Annotated in this window: 15 protein-coding genes and 1 tRNA gene; 12 read left to right on the top strand and 4 right to left on the bottom strand. The window is 43.9% G+C overall.

Annotation, left to right across the window (positions count from 1 at the left end; genetic code table 11):
• Positions 1–153 precede the first annotated feature (153 nt).
• The 11 genes from DVY93_RS09515 (at position 154) to DVY93_RS09465 (ending at position 12963) form a co-directional block, all read left to right on the top strand.
• Positions 154–1263 carry a porin gene (locus DVY93_RS09515; protein ID WP_230710523.1) on the top strand — a complete coding sequence of 370 codons (1110 nt, stop codon included), beginning with the start codon at positions 154–156 and terminating at the stop codon, positions 1261–1263.
• 301 nt (positions 1264–1564) lie between these two features.
• Positions 1565–2701, top strand: coding sequence for a porin (locus tag DVY93_RS09510; RefSeq protein ID WP_068036869.1), 1137 nt, complete (start codon positions 1565–1567; stop codon positions 2699–2701).
• Between the two features lie 230 nt (positions 2702–2931).
• The gene (locus DVY93_RS09505; RefSeq protein ID WP_230710522.1) at positions 2932–4566 is read left to right on the top strand and encodes a CTP synthase; all 1635 of its coding nucleotides are present in this window, start codon (positions 2932–2934) and stop codon (positions 4564–4566) included.
• 232 nt (positions 4567–4798) lie between these two features.
• Positions 4799–5674: a 3-deoxy-8-phosphooctulonate synthase gene (gene kdsA / locus DVY93_RS09500; protein ID WP_230710521.1), complete on the top strand. Its 876-nt coding sequence runs from the start codon at positions 4799–4801 to the stop codon at positions 5672–5674.
• A 170-nt stretch (positions 5675–5844) separates the two neighbouring features.
• The gene (locus DVY93_RS09495) at positions 5845–6099 is read left to right on the top strand and encodes a heavy-metal-associated domain-containing protein (protein ID WP_193006104.1); all 255 of its coding nucleotides are present in this window, start codon (positions 5845–5847) and stop codon (positions 6097–6099) included.
• 167 nt (positions 6100–6266) lie between these two features.
• Positions 6267–6491, top strand: coding sequence for a heavy-metal-associated domain-containing protein (locus tag DVY93_RS09490; RefSeq protein WP_193006105.1), 225 nt, complete (start codon positions 6267–6269; stop codon positions 6489–6491).
• Positions 6492–6711: 220 nt separating this feature from the next.
• Positions 6712–9072, top strand: a complete 2361-nt coding sequence (locus DVY93_RS09485; RefSeq protein ID WP_230710519.1) for a heavy metal translocating P-type ATPase — start codon at positions 6712–6714, stop codon at positions 9070–9072.
• Between the two features lie 331 nt (positions 9073–9403).
• Positions 9404–10720, top strand: a complete 1317-nt coding sequence (gene eno / locus DVY93_RS09480; protein ID WP_230710518.1) for a phosphopyruvate hydratase — start codon at positions 9404–9406, stop codon at positions 10718–10720.
• 126 nt (positions 10721–10846) lie between these two features.
• A complete protein-coding gene (locus DVY93_RS09475) occupies positions 10847–11155 on the top strand; it encodes an FtsB family cell division protein (RefSeq protein WP_068407112.1) in 309 nt (102 codons plus the stop codon).
• Positions 11156–11270: 115 nt separating this feature from the next.
• On the top strand, positions 11271–12044 hold the full coding sequence (gene ispD, locus DVY93_RS09470) for a 2-C-methyl-D-erythritol 4-phosphate cytidylyltransferase (protein WP_230710517.1): 774 nt from the start codon (positions 11271–11273) through the stop codon (positions 12042–12044).
• 310 nt (positions 12045–12354) lie between these two features.
• Positions 12355–12963 (top strand): BLUF domain-containing protein, encoded by a 609-nt coding sequence (locus DVY93_RS09465; protein ID WP_193006108.1) that lies wholly within the window; start codon positions 12355–12357, stop codon positions 12961–12963.
• Positions 12964–13252: 289 nt separating this feature from the next.
• Here the strand turns inward: DVY93_RS09465 and DVY93_RS09460 are convergent.
• The 4 genes from DVY93_RS09460 to pyrC form a co-directional block, all read right to left on the bottom strand.
• Positions 13253–13328: transfer RNA gene (locus DVY93_RS09460), tRNA-Glu, on the bottom strand.
• A gap of 52 nt (positions 13329–13380) precedes the next feature.
• Complete coding sequence (locus DVY93_RS09455; RefSeq protein WP_193006109.1) at positions 13381–13578, bottom strand: hypothetical protein; 198 nt, start codon at positions 13576–13578, stop codon at positions 13381–13383.
• Positions 13579–13886: 308 nt separating this feature from the next.
• On the bottom strand, positions 13887–14546 hold the full coding sequence (gene rnt / locus DVY93_RS09450; RefSeq protein WP_193006131.1) for a ribonuclease T: 660 nt from the start codon (positions 14544–14546) through the stop codon (positions 13887–13889).
• A gap of 271 nt (positions 14547–14817) precedes the next feature.
• Positions 14818–15888 (bottom strand): dihydroorotase, encoded by a 1071-nt coding sequence (gene pyrC / locus DVY93_RS09445; protein WP_230710516.1) that lies wholly within the window; start codon positions 15886–15888, stop codon positions 14818–14820.
• 318 nt (positions 15889–16206) lie between these two features.
• On the opposite strand from pyrC, the gene DVY93_RS09440 reads away from it, so the two are divergent.
• Complete coding sequence (locus DVY93_RS09440) at positions 16207–17445, top strand: argininosuccinate synthase (RefSeq protein WP_230710515.1); 1239 nt, start codon at positions 16207–16209, stop codon at positions 17443–17445.
• Positions 17446–17519: the final 74 nt, after the last annotated feature.

Raw genomic sequence — 17519 nt, 5'->3', positions numbered from 1 at the left:
ATTAAATAGATATTGATGATAAATTCGTCTATGGGCATCTCACAACTCCATTGTATTCTTGGTCGAAAACAATAGATTAGTGAGGTGCTCTTCTTTTTTCAATCACTTTCGAAGTTGAGAGTGGGGTTAAAATTGTAAAGTGGAGATACCCCCATGAAAAAACTACTTTTAGCTACAGCCGTTGCTGCTCTATCTGTTTCTGCAGCCAATGCCGCTCCAACTGTCTATGGTAAAGTATTCGTTACTACTGATTACGTTAATGCTGAAATTGATGGTCAGAATATGGATAATAATAACAGAATTAATGAAGACAACGGTTCATTACAAGTTAATTCTAATCTTTCACGTTTAGGCTTCAGAGGCTCTGAAGCGATAACGGCCAACACTGACGTAATTTACCAATTAGAGTACGGCGTTAAAGTTGATGATAGTGGTAGCGATAACATTGGCTTCAAAAGTCGTGATACTTATTTAGGTTTAAAAAATAAAGACTTCGGTGAATTCCGCTTTGGTCGTAACTACACAGTCATTGACTATATCAATAACGTATCAGTTAATGAAGGTTATTGGGATAATCTTGGCTCTAGTACTCTGAACAACAACGACAGCTTTGCTAATATTTTGACCCCGACCGTTGGTAACCGTATCAATAATTCAATCGTTTGGAAAGCGCCTAAATACAATGACCTACCATTAGCGCTTGCGCTGATGTATGGTGCTGATGAAGACTTTATATCTGAGAGTGATCGTGACGCAGGCTATGGTGCCTCATTGATGTTTGATCCAGGTACAGGCATTACCGCTGGTATTGCTTATGAGCAAGACATGAGTGTTAGTGGTGATATTATCCGTGGCAGTGCTAGCGTCGATTTAGGTAAATATATCGCAGCTCCTGTAAAGTTAGGCGTTCTATATCAAGAAGCTGACTATGCCGGTACTACTACTGCAACAGAGGACGGTTTAGTGGTGAGTGCTGAAATGGGTCTTTCGAATTTTGCCCGTCCAGCCTCTGTTTATATTCAGTATGACAAAACCGACAATATCAGTGGTCTTGAGAATAATGACTCAAATCAAGTCGTTGTAGGTGGCAAATATGCGTTTAAAAATAATATGATCGCTCATGCCTATGCTGGTCTAAATTCAGCGGAATTAAACAATGGTCGTTTTGGTTCGAGAGACGAAGACGGCAATGTTAATGAAATCGACTTACGTGGTGATATTGATGTACTCGCTATCGGTGGCGGTCTAGAATACTTATTCTAATCTAACCATTAGAAACGTATTATAAAAAACTCATCCTTCGGGGTGGGTTTTTTTGTTTTGTAATCAATACTGTGTCTTGAACAACAGCGTGTCTTAAATAACAGAATCCGTAAAATTAATAATAACATTTGTGTAAATTTTGGTTTTTTCACCTTACTGTAATATTTGGTTGGTAAAGTTGTGTCTAAGTAATGCTTCTAGCTCATATATATAAATGTTCTATAGGGTAGTCACCCTGCTATTATATATATCGGCCAATCTTAGCCAATTTATCAAAAAAATTGTAAAGTGGAGATGTCTTTTGAAAAAACTATTTTTAGCCTCATCAGTCGCAATGCTATTAGTATCTACAGCTCAAGCGGCACCGACTGTTTATGGCAAAGCATTTGTTACCGCCAACTATGTCAATGCTTCATTCGAACGAGAAGCTATGGACGATAGTAGTATAAGCATTAATGAAGACAACAGTTCAGTAGAAATCGCATCAAAATCTTCACGTATTGGTTTCAAAGGTTCTGAAGCCATGACTGCCAATACTGATGTGATCTACCAATTAGAGTATGGAATCAAGGTTGATGATAGTGGCAGCAGTAACATCGGTTTTAAAAGCCGTGATACTTATCTGGGTCTAAAGAATAAAGACCTTGGCGAATTCCGCTTTGGTCGTAACTACTCAGTCGTTGATTATATCGATAATGTCACGGTCAATGAAGGTTACTGGGACAATGTGGGTGCTAGTAGTTTAAGCAAAAATACACTAGCCAATGCTTTAACCTTAGCTGATGGTTACCGAGTTAATAACTCTATCGTCTGGAAAGCGCCTAAATACAATGAGTTACCATTAGAGCTTGCGTTGCAGTATGGTGCTGATGAAGACTTTATATCTGACGATAATAGTCGTGACAGCGGCTATGGTGCCTCATTACTATTTAATCCAGGCAATGGCTTTACGGCTGGTGTTGCTTATCAGAGTGATCTGGCTACTAAAAATCCCAGTAGTACTAATACGGGCGGCGATATGATCCGTGGGACGGCTACTGTCGATCTAAGTAATTATGTTGCTTATCCAGTAAAAGTGGGCGCTCTATACCAACAAGCTGATTTTGATGATACTAATGAAACTGAAAAAGGATTGATATTAAGTGCTGAGATGGGTCTAAGTAACCTCGCTCGTCCAGCCTCAATATATGCACAGTACAATAAAACGGATAACTTAAGAGGCATTAATGAAAATAATTCAGATCAAATCGTCGTAGGCGGTAAATATAGCTTTAGAAAGAATATAATTGCACATGCTTATGTCGGTAATAACACTGCAGACTTAAAAAATGATCTTTTCATTGCTGGTCAAGATGACGGTGATAAAGATATTCTTGTCAGAGCGCGTGGTGATGCTAGCGTCTTCGTGGTCGGTGCTGGTCTAGAATACAAATTCTAATCTAAACATTAGAAAACGTATTATAAAAAACTCATCCTTCGGGGTGAGTTTTTTTGTTGTGACCTTTTTAAAGCCGCAGTGGGTTATAATAGCTACGTATTTACGATGATTACGCACTTATGACAATTAAGCGTTAAAAACTGAGTGTTTTAAAGAGTTTGCGCTTTTGCCCTATATTTTGTGGCGTATTTTTAGTAAAATCCTTCTTTACCAATTACCGACAGAGTACTATGACCAAGTTTATATTTGTGACCGGTGGGGTAGTGTCCTCACTAGGAAAAGGTATTACCGCAGCCTCTCTTGCAGCAGTGCTTGAAGCACGCGGCGTGAGCGTGACGATGACCAAAATGGATCCGTATATCAACGTCGATCCAGGTACGATGAGCCCATTTCAACATGGCGAAGTGTTCGTCACCGAAGATGGCGCTGAGACCGATTTGGATTTAGGCTACTATGAGCGCTTCTTACGCCACTCTAAGATGAGTAAGAGCAATAACTTTACCAGTGGCCGTATCTATCAGAACGTTTTGAATAAAGAGCGCCGCGGTGAATATTTGGGCGGTACGGTACAGGTGATTCCGCATATCACTGATGAAATCAAAAGTAAAATCCTTGCCAGTGGCCAAGGCTACGACATCGCCATTATCGAAATTGGCGGTACAGTTGGTGATATCGAGTCACTTCCTTTTATGGAAGCGGTACGCCAAATGCAAGTAGAGCTTGGACGCAATCGCGCTATGCTCATGCATCTAACGCTGGTGCCTTATATCGCTAGTGCGGGTGAGACCAAAACCAAACCAACACAGCATTCGGTAAAAGAGCTGCGGTCTATCGGTTTGCAGCCTGATATCTTAATCTGCCGCTCTGATCATCATATCTCACAAGACAATCGTCGTAAGATTGCGCTGTTCACCAACGTTGAAGAGCGTGCGGTCATTATGTGTGAAGATGCGCAAAGCATTTATCAAATACCCCGTACGCTGCACGAGCAAGACCTTGATGATTTGATCTGTGAGCGTTTTGGCCTTGATGTGCCAGAAGCTGATTTGAGTGATTGGGACAAAGTGGTGGAAGCTCAGTTGAATCCTGAAGCAACGCTTACTGTTGCGATGGTCGGTAAGTATGTCGAGCTGCCTGATGCCTATAAGTCTATCAATGAAGCATTGCTACATGCTGGTATCACGCATAAAGCCGACGTCAAAATCGACTACATTGATGCCGAGCTTTTAGAAAGCGATGAGCAGTTATTTGCCCGTCTGAGCGATGCCGATGCGATTTTAGTGCCGGGCGGTTTTGGTGAGCGCGGTACCAATGGTAAAATAAAAGCCATTACTTATGCGCGTGAAAACCATGTGCCGTATTTGGGTATCTGCCTTGGTATGCAGCTGGCTGTGATTGAGTACGCGCGTAACGTACTTCAGATTAATGCCAACTCTTCTGAATTTGATCGCAAAACGGCAGAGCCTATTATTGGCCTCATCACTGAATGGTTAGATGAGCGCGGTGAGCTACAGATTCGTAGTGATGACTCTGACCTTGGTGGTACCATGCGTCTAGGCGCACAGCAAGCCGAATTGGTCGCTGGTAGCAAGCTTGCTCAAATCTATGGTGCAGTTAATATTACTGAGCGTCATCGCCATCGTTACGAGATGAATAACCGCTATATCGAGCCATTAGAGCAAGCAGGTATGGCGATATCTGGTTATTCTGCTAAGCAGCATCTGGTAGAGTCGGTTGAGATTAGCGAGCATCCATGGTTTATCGCAGTACAGTTCCATCCTGAATTTACTAGCTCTCCACGCGGTGGTCACCCACTGTTTAATAGCTTTGTAAAAGCGGCGAAAAATTTTAGCGAAGCCAAGTAATTTTTGAAGTAGTCCCACTTTGCCTATCCTAAAAAAGACTGATCTTCGGATCGGTCTTTTTTTTAGCCCGTATTTAGGGTGGGGTACGGTCGTTCACTTGTGGTAACTCCTGTGATTGATCGCTTTATAGCCATTGACGGTAGGGAATTACGCTTGAACACTTTTTTTAACGGCGCTATCGGTTACAATATAAGATAGAACCATTGATAACAATAAAGAGGAAAACGGCTGAATGGAAAACTTATTGACAGCACAGTCACACATTGCGCTTAAGACGCCTGATCATAACATCATCAACATTGGTAATGATCAGCCATTTGTGTTGTTTGGTGGTATGAATGTCTTAGAGTCCAAAGAGCTTGCGTTCGAGATTGCCGAGCAATACGTTGAGATATGTCAACGCTTGGGTATCGGTTATGTGTTTAAAGCCAGCTTTGACAAGGCCAATCGCTCAAGCCTGCACTCTTATCGTGGCCCTGGACTCGCGCAAGGTATCGATTGGCTCGGACAAATCAAAGAGAAATATCAAGTACCGATTATTACAGACGTACATGAGCCCCATCAAGCAGCACCAGTCGCTGAAGTTGCCGATATTATCCAGCTGCCTGCGTTTTTATCCCGTCAGACAGATTTGGTGCATGCGATGGCTAAGACGGATGCGATTATCAACATCAAAAAAGCCCAGTTCTTAGCGCCACATGAGATGCGCCATATTGTCAATAAATGCCTTGAAGGTGGTAACGATAAACTCATACTTTGTGAGCGCGGTAGTGCCTTTGGCTATAACAACCTTGTGGTGGATATGCTTGGCTTTGATACGATGAAGCAAATGAATATCCCTGTCTTCTTTGATGTGACGCATAGCTTGCAGCAACCAGGGGCACGTAGTGATAGTGCGGGGGGACGCCGAGAGCAAATTACCACGCTGGCACGTGCGGGTATGGCAACCGGATTGGCCGGACTGTTTTTAGAGGCGCATCCAAATCCAGAAGTGGCAAAATGCGATGGTCCCTGTGCCTTGAGAATGAGCCAGTTAGAGCCGTTTTTGCGTCAGCTTAAGCAGATAGATGATTTGGTCAAGGGTTTTGAGACACTCGATACTCATTAATATAGTGAGTTCAGTATAAAAGCGATACAGTGGGACTGGATGAATTTTTTGCAGCCTCTGTCTGCGCAGGCACAGCACGCCAGAAAAATTTATTCCAGTTCCACGTCAGAATGTGATGTCTCTATTTTATTTAGAATTGACTATACCCTTAATGATATTAGGAGAAAACGATGGCGATGCGAATGGCGCAGGTAAGTATCGAAAACATTGATGATGCCGAAGGGATCGATAGCATCATGACGGCGTTAAAAAATATCTCAGGCGTGACGGCTATTGAGCTGGATAAAGCGAGTAACATCGCAACCGTACGCTATGATGATACAGATACCAGTATTCATGCTTTGACGGCGGCGATTAGTATGGTTGATTATGTGACCCAACCGTTTCCTATCGATGCCCCGCAAAACCCACGTTATGATAATTAAATAGGGTTGTCAGAGTCTGCTAAGTCGGGTTTTCTTAATAAATGAACAACCAAATAGCCTTGTTGTTGATGGCAATTCGGCTTATGCTAGTTTAGTGCTTTTTTAATAGGTCTGTAAAAGTCCATTATAAAAGCAGTTTATGTATTCATAAAAATAAGGAGCCTGACATGGCAAGCCAAACACGTATTATTCAAATTGACGGCATGACTTGCGGGGGCTGTGTGGCAAGCGTCCATACTGCTACTGCTGATATTGACGGCATAGACACGATCACGGTTGATCTGGCTGATAAGCTAGCGACAGTGACTTTTGATGATAGCAAGACCAGTATAGAGGCCATTGCTTCTGCAATCGATGACGCTGGATTTGATGCCACAGTGGCTAATTCGTAGATTTTGTCGTTCACTTAAAAAACCAGCTATCATGGCTGGTTTTTTAGTGGTTAAAAATTAGTCGCAATTAGCGTTGTCTGCTTGTGACTGCTCAACTCGGCCTACATAATTAAAAAACAAACACTAAATTTAGCGTGAGCCACTGGTTGATTTAGACTCCTCCATCCACTGATATTTTTATACCCATACCAATTTATAAATGCTATGGCGAGTGCTCTTTATGAATGATTCTACCCGTACCGACAATCCTAACCCTTACGATGTCGACACTGATATTCAATCCAGTACGCAACTGACACCGCAGCGAGCGCATCTACAGCTGGCGATCGATGGTATGAGCTGTCAGGCTTGTGCGTCACGTATTGAGAAGGTACTTAATAAAAAGCCTTCAGTGTATGACGTGAATGTGAACTTTGCAGGAGAGACCGCCAATGTGGACTATGATCCGGCGCAGACGACACCAGAGCAGATCACAGAATGGGTGAACAAAACGGGTTTTGTTGCCAATTTGCAGGCAGCCGATAGTTTGTTTTCACAGGCGGATGAAGACACAGCCACCCAATACCCATGGCGATTGATTGGTTTGTGGATTTGTTTACTGCCATTTTTAGTTGGTATGGCGGGCATGCTTATCGGTCAGGGTATGGCGTGGATGCCGCCTATTTGGATACAGTTTGTCTTAGCGACGATTGTACAGTTTGGCTTTGCCTTGCCGTTCTATAAAAGCGCTTGGGCGTCTATCAAAGGCGGCCTTGCCAATATGGATGTGCTGGTCGTCATTGGCACGGTGACGATTTGGGCTTATTCAACCTACTTGTGGCTGACTCATGGCGATGGCAGCTTAAACAGTTTGCTGCAAAACAGTCATGCTGGCGGTCATGGGGTGAGTAACAGCCCAGCTGTGTATTTTGAAGCAGGAGTGATGGTCATTGCTTTTGTGCGCACTGGTAAATATCTAGAAGAACGCACCAAAAAGCACAGTTTAAACAGCATTGATTTGCTGTTGTCATTGACCCCCGATGAGGTTGAGCAGCAGCAACCAAACGGTGACTTTCATAATGTTGCTCTTAAAGACATACAAGTGGGTGATATTTTGCGCGCAAAGCAAGGCAGCCGTGTTGCAACCGATGGGACAGTGATTGACGGTAGCGGCTGGTGCGTGGAGAGTCATTTAACGGGGGAGTCCGTGCCACTAAAAAAAGAAGTGGGCGATGGCTTGTTGGCAGGGGCTTTGGTAGAAAATGGCAGCCTACTATACCGTGTCAGTGCAAAGGGCAGCGATACCAAGCTCGGTGACATGGTACAAGCGCTCAGCGATGCGCAAGGCTCAAAAGCCAATCTAGCGCGCCTTGCTGATAGAGTAACGGCTATTTTTGTCCCTGTGGTAGTAACGATTGCCTTGGTTACTTTTGGGCTGACGTGGTGGCTAACGGGTATGGTTGATACTGCCTTAATGCATGCGGTGTCGGTGTTGGTCATTGCTTGCCCATGTGCGCTTGGTTTGGCAACGCCAGCGGCTATTATGGCCGGTATGGGCGTCGCCGCCCGTCATGGCGTTTGGTTTAAAGACGCGCAAAGCTTAGAGGCGGCAGGTAATATTGATACCGTGGTACTCGATAAAACGGGCACATTAACTATCGGTAAGCCAACCATCGTCGATCAGGTCATGGTGGATAAATCGCTTGCCGTCGATGATGTGCTGCAAATTGCCGCAAGTGTTGAGGCGCACGCCAGCCATCCATTAGCGACGGCGTTGATTAACGCGGCTAGCGAGCGTAACTTACCACTGATGACTGTCACGGATATCAGTGTCATCAAAGGTGCGGGTATACAAGCCAATATCGAAGGCTTAGGCATGGTAAAAGTTGGTACGGCAGAGTTTGCTAATCTAACCCTGCCAAAACTGATGCCAAAAGTATGGCAAATTGCCAGTACTGTCGCCATTAGTATCAACGATGAGCCGCTAGGCGCGTTTGCCTTAGCTGACGATTTAAAAGACGACACGCCGCAGGCAATTACTGCGCTACAAGATGCGGGTATCAATGTTATATTAATGAGTGGGGATAAGCAGTCGGTTGTTGACCATGTGGCAGGGCAGTTGGGTATTGAGCAAGCGTACGGTAAAATGAGCCCACGTGATAAGGCGAGCCAAATTGCCCTATTGCAAACAGCGGGTCACAAAGTGGCGATGGCGGGCGACGGCGTCAATGATGCGCCAGCGATGGCAACCGCCGATGCCAGCTTTGCGATGTTTGAGGGTACGGATGTTGCTCAGCATAGTGCCTCTGCGCGCTTGATGGGTGAGTCGCTCATGCATATTGATGCGGCGCAAAAAATTGCCAATGCAACGGTGCGCAATATCAAGCAAAATCTATTCTTTGCCTTTATCTATAATTGCCTCGGTATTCCTTTGGCCGCTTTTGGTTTCTTAAACCCTATGATTGCTGCCGCAGCGATGGCGCTCAGCTCTATTTCGGTATTGATGAATGCGCTACGTCTGACGCGTTTCAAAACCGAGGTTGAGCTAAATAACACCGTCTCTAATACTCAGACTGACAGTAAGCGTTTAACAAAAACATAAATGCCAAACCGCCTGTCATATCGTCGCTGTTAAGAGGGATTGCACCCCCTCTTTAATGGCTGATATTACAGGCTATATTTCATTTTATGGGCGCAAGTTGGGGTAAGATAAGGGAAGTTTGGCAAAATTTATGCTATGATGCCAAGCACGATAGCTGACAGTTAAAGTATTAGATGAAGCTTTAATAAGGCATGAAACCAGTCAATTATATGAATAGATATTGTTGGTTTTGCTATAAGTGCTATACGATATTTTGCTTTACCTTTTTTGTATTGTAGTTGCCGTTATTTATCCCTCAAACTTGGCATGACCATAGGAATTAACAGACATTATGTACGCTGAAGAAACCACCAACTTCGCCGCAATTATAGACATTCGCGCTCGTGAGATTTTAGACTCGCGCGGTAACCCAACGATTGAAGCTGATGTCATCTTAGCTGACGGCACGATTGGCCGTGCTGCTGCCCCAAGTGGCGCCTCAACGGGCTCACGTGAAGCGCTTGAGCTACGTGATGGCGACCAAAGTCGCTATATGGGTAAAGGCGTCAAAAAAGCCGTTGCCAATGTCAATAGCCAAATTCGTAGCGCGCTGATGGACAAAGACGTCACCGAACAGCAAGCGATTGATGACGCTATGATTGCGCTCGATGGTACAGAAAATAAAGACAACCTTGGCGCTAATGCCATGTTGGCGGTGTCTTTGGCAACGGCAAAAGCAGCTGCTAAGTCACAAAGCCTACCGTTGCATCAATATATCGCAAACTTGCGCAATCAGACATCATTGACCATGCCGGTACCGATGATGAACATCTTGAACGGTGGCGAGCACGCAGACAATACCGTTGATATCCAAGAGTTTATGATTGAGCCGGTTGGTTTTACCAGCTTCTCAGAAGCGCTGCGTGCGGGTACAGAGATTTTTCATAGCTTAAAATCTGTCCTAAAAGCACAGGGTTTAAATACTGCCGTCGGCGATGAAGGCGGCTTTGCACCAAACTTGCGTAGCAATGAAGAAGCCATCACCGTTATCATGCAAGCGATTGAGCAAGTCGGTTATAAAGCTGGCGATGATATCCATTTGGCTCTAGACTGTGCTGCCAGTGAGTTTTATAAAGATGGTCAATATATCTTGGCAGGCGAGGGTAATAAATCCTTTGATAGCCAAGGTTTTTCAGATTACCTCGTAGGCTTGACGCGTCAATATCCTATTATCTCTATCGAAGACGGTCTTGATGAGTCGGATTGGGATGGCTGGAAATACCTAACTGAACAGATTGGTGATAAAGTCCAGTTGGTTGGCGATGATTTGTTTGTGACCAACCCTGCTATTTTGCAAGAAGGCATTGATAAACATATTGCCAATGCGATTTTGATTAAGTTTAACCAAATCGGCACCTTGTCAGAAACCCTAGATGCGATTTATCTAGCGAAGAAAAATGGCTATGCAACGATTATCTCGCATCGTTCAGGTGAAACGGAAGACAGCACTATTGCAGATTTGGCAGTTGGTACAGCAGCGGGTCAAATCAAAACTGGCTCACTATGCCGCTCAGACCGTGTCGCGAAATACAACCAGCTACTACGTATCGAGCAACAAGTACGTGCAAGCTACCGTGGCCGTGAAGAGTTTATCGGTCTACGTGGCTAATCAGCTAAGTAGTTGAAAAGTTAGGCTTAAAGCTAAGCGCTATATTGTCATTCGCAAGATGATATAGCGCCTAATAAGTTAATCTAATTTTCGATTTTAATTATTATCACTTGGCGTTAATACTTTATGAAATACTTTAGCCAATTTATCTTACTTGCTTTAGCGGTCGCTGTACTGTTAGGGCTGCAATACCAGTATTGGCTGGGTGAAAACGGTCAATTTGAGCATCATAAATTATTGACCCAGATTGAAGAACAACAGCGTTTAAATGACAATCAAGTAGCGGCAAATAACTTGCTGCGTACGGACGTTCATGATCTAAAAACCGGCCTTGAAGCGGTAGAGGAACACGCGCGTTTAGATTTAGGCTTGATTAAGCCAAATGAAACCTTTGTACAAGTATCAACAGCGCCGACAACCCATAGCCGTTATTGATTCTATCTACTCCAAAATAAACGATTACCTATAATTTTTTCTGCTTATATTTAAAGTACGATTTTTTTTAACTTCCTTTTTATCCAATCCAGTCATATCATCATGGAATCTGACCATGAGTATCAATCAAAACCACCTTATGAATACCACACCACATATACATGCCATGATTGTCGCTGCGGGTCGCGGTAGTCGTTTTGGTGCATCAATCGCCAAACAATATACCAAGCTACAAGGGCAGACCTTGTTACAACATAGCGTGGCACGGCTTGCGAGCAGTCGTTATATTGATCAGTGTTTATTGGTGATTGCAAAAGATGATCATACGGCGCAGACGCTTAATTTTGCATTGCCTATTGAATATACGAGCGGTGGAGCAGAGCGTTGGCAATCCGTGCAAGCAGGGGTAGAGGCGCTTATTAGGGCAGGTGCGCATGACTCAGACTTGGTGCTTATCCATGATGCCGCGCGTCCAGCGGTGCCTCAACAAGATATTGATAAAGTGATTAAAGCCGCGCTGCAAGAGCCGTATGGCGCTATCTTAGCGACCCCAGTTGCCGATACCCTAAAACTCTCCTACACACCGCCCAGTCCGCAATCTGAGCTTACACATGATCATATAGAGCAGACCCCATCCTCTTATATCAAACAAACTATCGACCGCACGCACACGTGGCAAGCGCAAACGCCGCAAGTGTTCCGACTAGGACAGTTAAGACAAGTACTCACGCATGTGGCTAAGCAGCAACTTAGTATTACCGATGAAGCCAGTGCTTTTGAACACTTAAGTCTGCCGATTCGCTTAGTGACGGGTAGTCGCCAAAACATTAAGTTGACGTACCCCGATGACGCGATACTCCTAACAGCGATTCTTGCTGCTCAATCCTAGTTTATCTACAGTACTGTATTGTACTTTCCCTTCACCCTATTACTGCTGCTCAAACGGTATGCCAGCTCACACATACGGCTATCTGACCAACCATTTAGTACTATTAATAAATCAATTAAGATAAACATATGTTGCTTTGATGACTGAACTAGCATATGATGTAACCAACTTAATACAATTAATATAAACATTTATAAAATCAATAATATACAAGCCAAGTTGATGTGATCAAAGGTTTTGTCTCTATGTTTTTTTCTAAAGTTAGTATGGTTGTTTTAGCTACATTTACCTAATAATAGGGAGAAGCTGATTGTCAACAATCAATGATTCTACAAACCCAGTAACGCCAGATCTCTGCCAGCTTGTGTATCTGAGCCATATTACTTCGACTGGTCTTTCAAATTCCAGCACGCTTAATGACATCGCAGAAGTCGCAATTAAGCATAATAAAGTGGATAATATTACTGGTATTCTTTGCTACGGCAATGGCTACTTCTTACAATGTGTGGAAGGTACTGAGCAAGCATTGACCAATCTTAAGAATCGCTTGTTGGTAGATGATCGACACAAGGACTTACAAATACTAGATTTTTCAGCACTGGCAGAACGCCGTTTTGCCGGTTGGTCACTACGCTCTATTACGCTTGAACGTTGGATGATTAATGAGCCTAAGCTTAAATCATTTATGCCATTTAAGCCCGATCGTTGGGACACTACTGAATGTCAGCAGTTTTTAGACATTTTGCAAGGCTATTACGAAGAACAAGTCAGAAGCGGAGATACGGATACGCAGCCTATAAAGTACAATACGTTAGGTATAACGTTGGGTAAGGTAGTAGGGCAGCATCAGGCCTTTTTCTTAATACAGACCATACTCGGTGGCTTAATTGTATTAGCGTTACTCTGGTTGCTGCTATAAAGTAAAAATGGCTGTTGTATAAATCGTATTCGATCGTAAAAGTCAGCATTCTGTGCTGGCTTTTTTATTGGGATAATTACAGTCACGTCATCTTAGGGATGATCTATAGTAAACCGTTAGACGCTAGAGTTACTAAGCTGGCGGTGCTAAAAGAGGTACTGAGAGAGTAGAAACAAACAGGCATAAAAAAGCCCAATCACGATACGTTGTGATTGGGCTTTTTGGTGGTACGCTTATTAGTCTTATTGAATGCTTTGCTACAAACTTGCTAATAAGTGACGCCAAATAGTGGCGTCCCCAGGGGGATTCGAACCCCCGTTACCGCCGTGAAAGGGCGGTGTCCTAGGCCTCTAGACGATGGGGACTAGTAACAACACTTCAACTGCTTTCACCATTTATGCTGAAGTGGTGCGTATTCTAATAGCGTCCACGTTTTCTGTCAAGCCTTTTTCTTCTTCTTTTTAAAATTAAATATCTTTTTTTGATGGCACGGCGAGGATGCAAGTCATTACGCTTTAAATGGTGCCGAATCCATAAAGAAGTACAAGCGCTAATGGTCAGCGCGAGCAGCATATAACCGAGAATAGTACCCCATAATTTGAGCTGTGGATCCATGATAAAGTCCCTCCTATTAAGCCTCGATAGCATACGAGCTTTCGCTATCAAGGCAGTGTGGGCAACTGAAACCATCTGTAGGGTACGACGACATCGTTTTAACGTAGATTTTTACCGGTCAACCACTCGTCCTAACCTTTGAGCTATTGGTCCAAACCGCCAATTCAACATTTGGATAAGAGGCTTACCTGCTTATGCTGACGCCAATCATATCCCTATTGATTGCAACACTAAGATGTTAAAGTCATCAAGTATTACAAATAGCACTATTATGAAAGGTTAGCAACATATGATGTGTGATAAGTGACTTATTTACTCTCACTGTCGACCGTTTCTTCTTTGGTCTGCTCAGCATGCATCGCATTCGTTAGCATAGGGTAGTGATTTAAAATGTGACAAAACAGCTCGGCAGTTTTTTGCGTATCATACAGAGCAGAATGGGCATCTTTACCATCGAAATCCAGCCCCGCTGCCTTACAAGCACGTGCCAACACTGTCTGGCCAAACGCTAGTGCTGATAAGGTCACGGTATCAAATACTGAAAAATTATGAAAAGGATTGTGGTTTTTGCTGTTGGTACGTAGCACCGCCGCATTTAAAAATGCCAAATCAAAATGGGCATTGTGTCCAATTAAGACGCACTGACGGCAGTCTTCAGCACGGCGCACTTCTTTTAAGCCCTTAAAAATACGGCGTAGGGCTGTTTTTTCATCTTCGGCAATCGCTTTACGCAGTGGGTTTTTAGGATCGATACCCGTAAAGGCAAGCGCGCTTGGTTCTAAATTTGCGCCTTCAAAAGGCTCTATATGCGCATTAAAGGCCTCACCTGGATAAAAGACACCTTGCTCATTAAGGAGTACAGGAATACAAGCGATTTCTAAAAGGGCATCCGTTTGCGCATTAAAACCTGCCGTCTCAACATCCACGACGACAGGCAAAAACTTACGAAAACGATCTTTTAAGCTCATTGGCACTTGTTCTGCTGTTGTCGTCTCTTCTGTATGACTGCTTGCAGCAACCTTGAGATTATTTTCTACGTGGTTGTCTAAATTACTTGCTGAGTTACCGTCAGATAGGGTGGCGTTATTTTGAATGGTCATATCAGGTTAAATCGCTTTTATCAATCGTAATGTTATATTGAATTACATAAGAATCATCCTATGATATAAGTCACACCGTTTGCTAGCAGGCGTCATTTATATCATAGGATTAAGTGTGGGCAGTCTTACTTAGTCAGCTTTATGCTTTAAGAGACCAAGGTAGTATCTCACCAGCCATCAGTGGTGTGAGTCGTCCATCATCAAAATAAGGATAGTCTGCTGGCACTTGCATAGGCGTGTTGACTAGAGTAATTGTACTCTCATGGACTGGTAGGCCATAAAACTGGGCGCCGAAACGGCTGGCAAAGCCCTCTAGTTTGTCTATTTTGCCGACACTATCAAAAGCGGTGGCGTATAGCGGCAAGGCAGTGGCAGCGCTATAGCAGCCTGCACAGCCGCAAGCCGCTTCTTTTTTATCCGTCGCATGCGGGGCAGAGTCAGTGCCTAAGAAGAACTTTGGGTTGCCACTGGTCGCGACGTCTAATAACACTCTTTGATGGCTTTCACGCTTTAAGATAGGTAAGCAATAAAAATGTGGTTTGATGCCACCGACCAATAGATGGTTGCGGTTAAACATGAGATGTTGCGGCGTAATGGTGGCTGCAATTTGGTTGCCTTGGGCCAAGACAAAATCTGCTGCATCACTGGTGGTAATGTGTTCCATGACGATTTTTAACGTTGGGAATTTGACAATAATTTGTGCCAATACCTCATCTAAAAAACGTTTCTCACGGTCGAAAATATCTACATGATCTTGAGTGACTTCGCCATGGAGTAATAAGGGCAAATTGTATTTTTCTAGCGCTTCAAAAACATCGACGCAAGCATTGATATCGGTGACGCCATCAGCAGAGTTGGTGGTTGCTCCCGCAGGATAGAGCTTGACTGCTTGGACGATACCTGACCGCGCGGCCATTTCAATATCTTGTACGCTGGTGTGGTCTGTTAAATATAAGGTCATACGCGGATCAAAGGCGGCTTTTCGCTCAGCACTCAGATCACTGGCCTGTAGCTGTTCTACGATACGGGCACGATAGGCAAGCGCGTCATCGACATGCTTAACTGGTGGCACTAGGTTTGGCATGCAAATGACACGGTTAAAGCTGCTTGCAGCGTGAGGTACGGTCGTGCTCAACGCTTTTCCGTCACGCAGATGAATGTGCCAATCGTCTGGCTGAAGGAGGGTCAATTCTCTAATCGAATCAGTCATAATGTCGTAGCGCTCTGTGTCGTCATATATGGGGATAAAGGGGAGGGGGGCTGTGTGCTTATCATAACAGATTTGCCTACTTGACTAAATATGCCGCTCACTATCTACACATAATTCATAAATGACTTTTTTGCATTAAACAACACTTAAATACAGATGGTTATAGTGCGCTAACGCAAAAGTTAGGCCAAAAGCTCGCGCCTTATAGCAGTGGCACTTTTGCCTATAGTAAATATGATGTACACTGAGCAAGTAATTTATCTTTTGTTTGAATCTTAGCGCTTTCACTAAAACTACATTTCATAATAGGAGTTATTCATGGCTCAACTTGATCCAAAAAATATTAATAAAATCGTATTGGCATATTCAGGTGGCCTCGATACCTCCATCATTGCTAAATGGCTGCAAGAAACCTACGATGCAGAAGTGATTACCTTTACTGCGGACATCGGTCAGGGTGAAGAAGTTGAGCCAGCACGCGCGAAGGCTAAGGCCATGGGTATCAAAAATATCTACATCGAAGACTTACGTGAAGAATTTGCGCGTGATTACGTATTTCCCATGTTCCGTGCCAATGCCATCTATGAAGGTGAGTATTTATTAGGTACCTCTATCGCGCGGCCGTTGATTGCCAAACGTTTGGTTGAGATTGCAAAAGAGCACAATGCCGATGCCATCAGCCATGGTGCGACCGGTAAAGGGAACGATCAAGTACGTTTTGAGCTGGGCGCTGTTGCCTTGTCACCAGATGTTGTGACGATTGCTCCTTGGCGCGAATGGGACTTATCGAGCCGTGAAAGCTTAATGCAATATGCCAAAGAGCATGATATTGCGATTGACTATGCGGGCAATACAAAAAAATCTCCTTACTCAATGGATGCCAACCTTCTACACATCTCTTATGAAGGTGGTATTTTAGAAGATCCATATGCCGAAGCAGAAGAAGACATGTGGCGCTGGTCTGTCAGCCCAGAAGCCGCGCCTGATGAAGCGCAGTATCTAGAACTAGAATACAAAAAAGGTGACATCGTTGCTATCGATGGTGAGGCGCTTAAGCCTTATGAGGTGATGATTAAGTTAAACGAAATCGGTGGTAAGCACGGTATTGGTCGTTTGGACATCGTTGAAAATCGTTACGTCGGTATGAAGTCACGTGGTTGCTATGAGACGCCAGCTGGCACCATCATGCTCAAAGCCCATCGCGGTATTGAGTCATTGACATTAGATCGTGAAGCTGCGCATTTAAAAGATGAGCTCATGCCACGCTATGCAAAAATTATCTACAACGGCTACTGGTTCAGCCCTGAGCGGATGATGTTGCAAGCATTGATTGACAAGTCGCAAGAATACGTCAACGGTACCGTACGTGTGAAGCTCTATAAAGGCAGCGTGAGCGTCGTCGGCCGTAAGTCAGATGATTCATTATTTGACGAAAAGATCGCGACTTTTGAAGATGATGCGGGCGCTTACGATCAAAAAGACGCAGAAGGCTTTATCCGTCTAAACGGTCTACGTCTGGCGATCGAAGCGAGCCGTGGTCGCGACTTATCAAAGTAAGCTTTTTAACGGCTTAGTGGTTCATAAAGCGTTAATACTTATATAAGACACAGAGGCACTATTAATATAGTGCC

The sequence above is a fragment of the Psychrobacter sp. CCUG 69069 genome, assembly GCF_021023115.1.
GTDB lineage: Bacteria > Pseudomonadota > Gammaproteobacteria > Pseudomonadales > Moraxellaceae > Psychrobacter > Psychrobacter namhaensis.
This window is presented reverse-complemented; position numbering and strand designations above follow the sequence as displayed.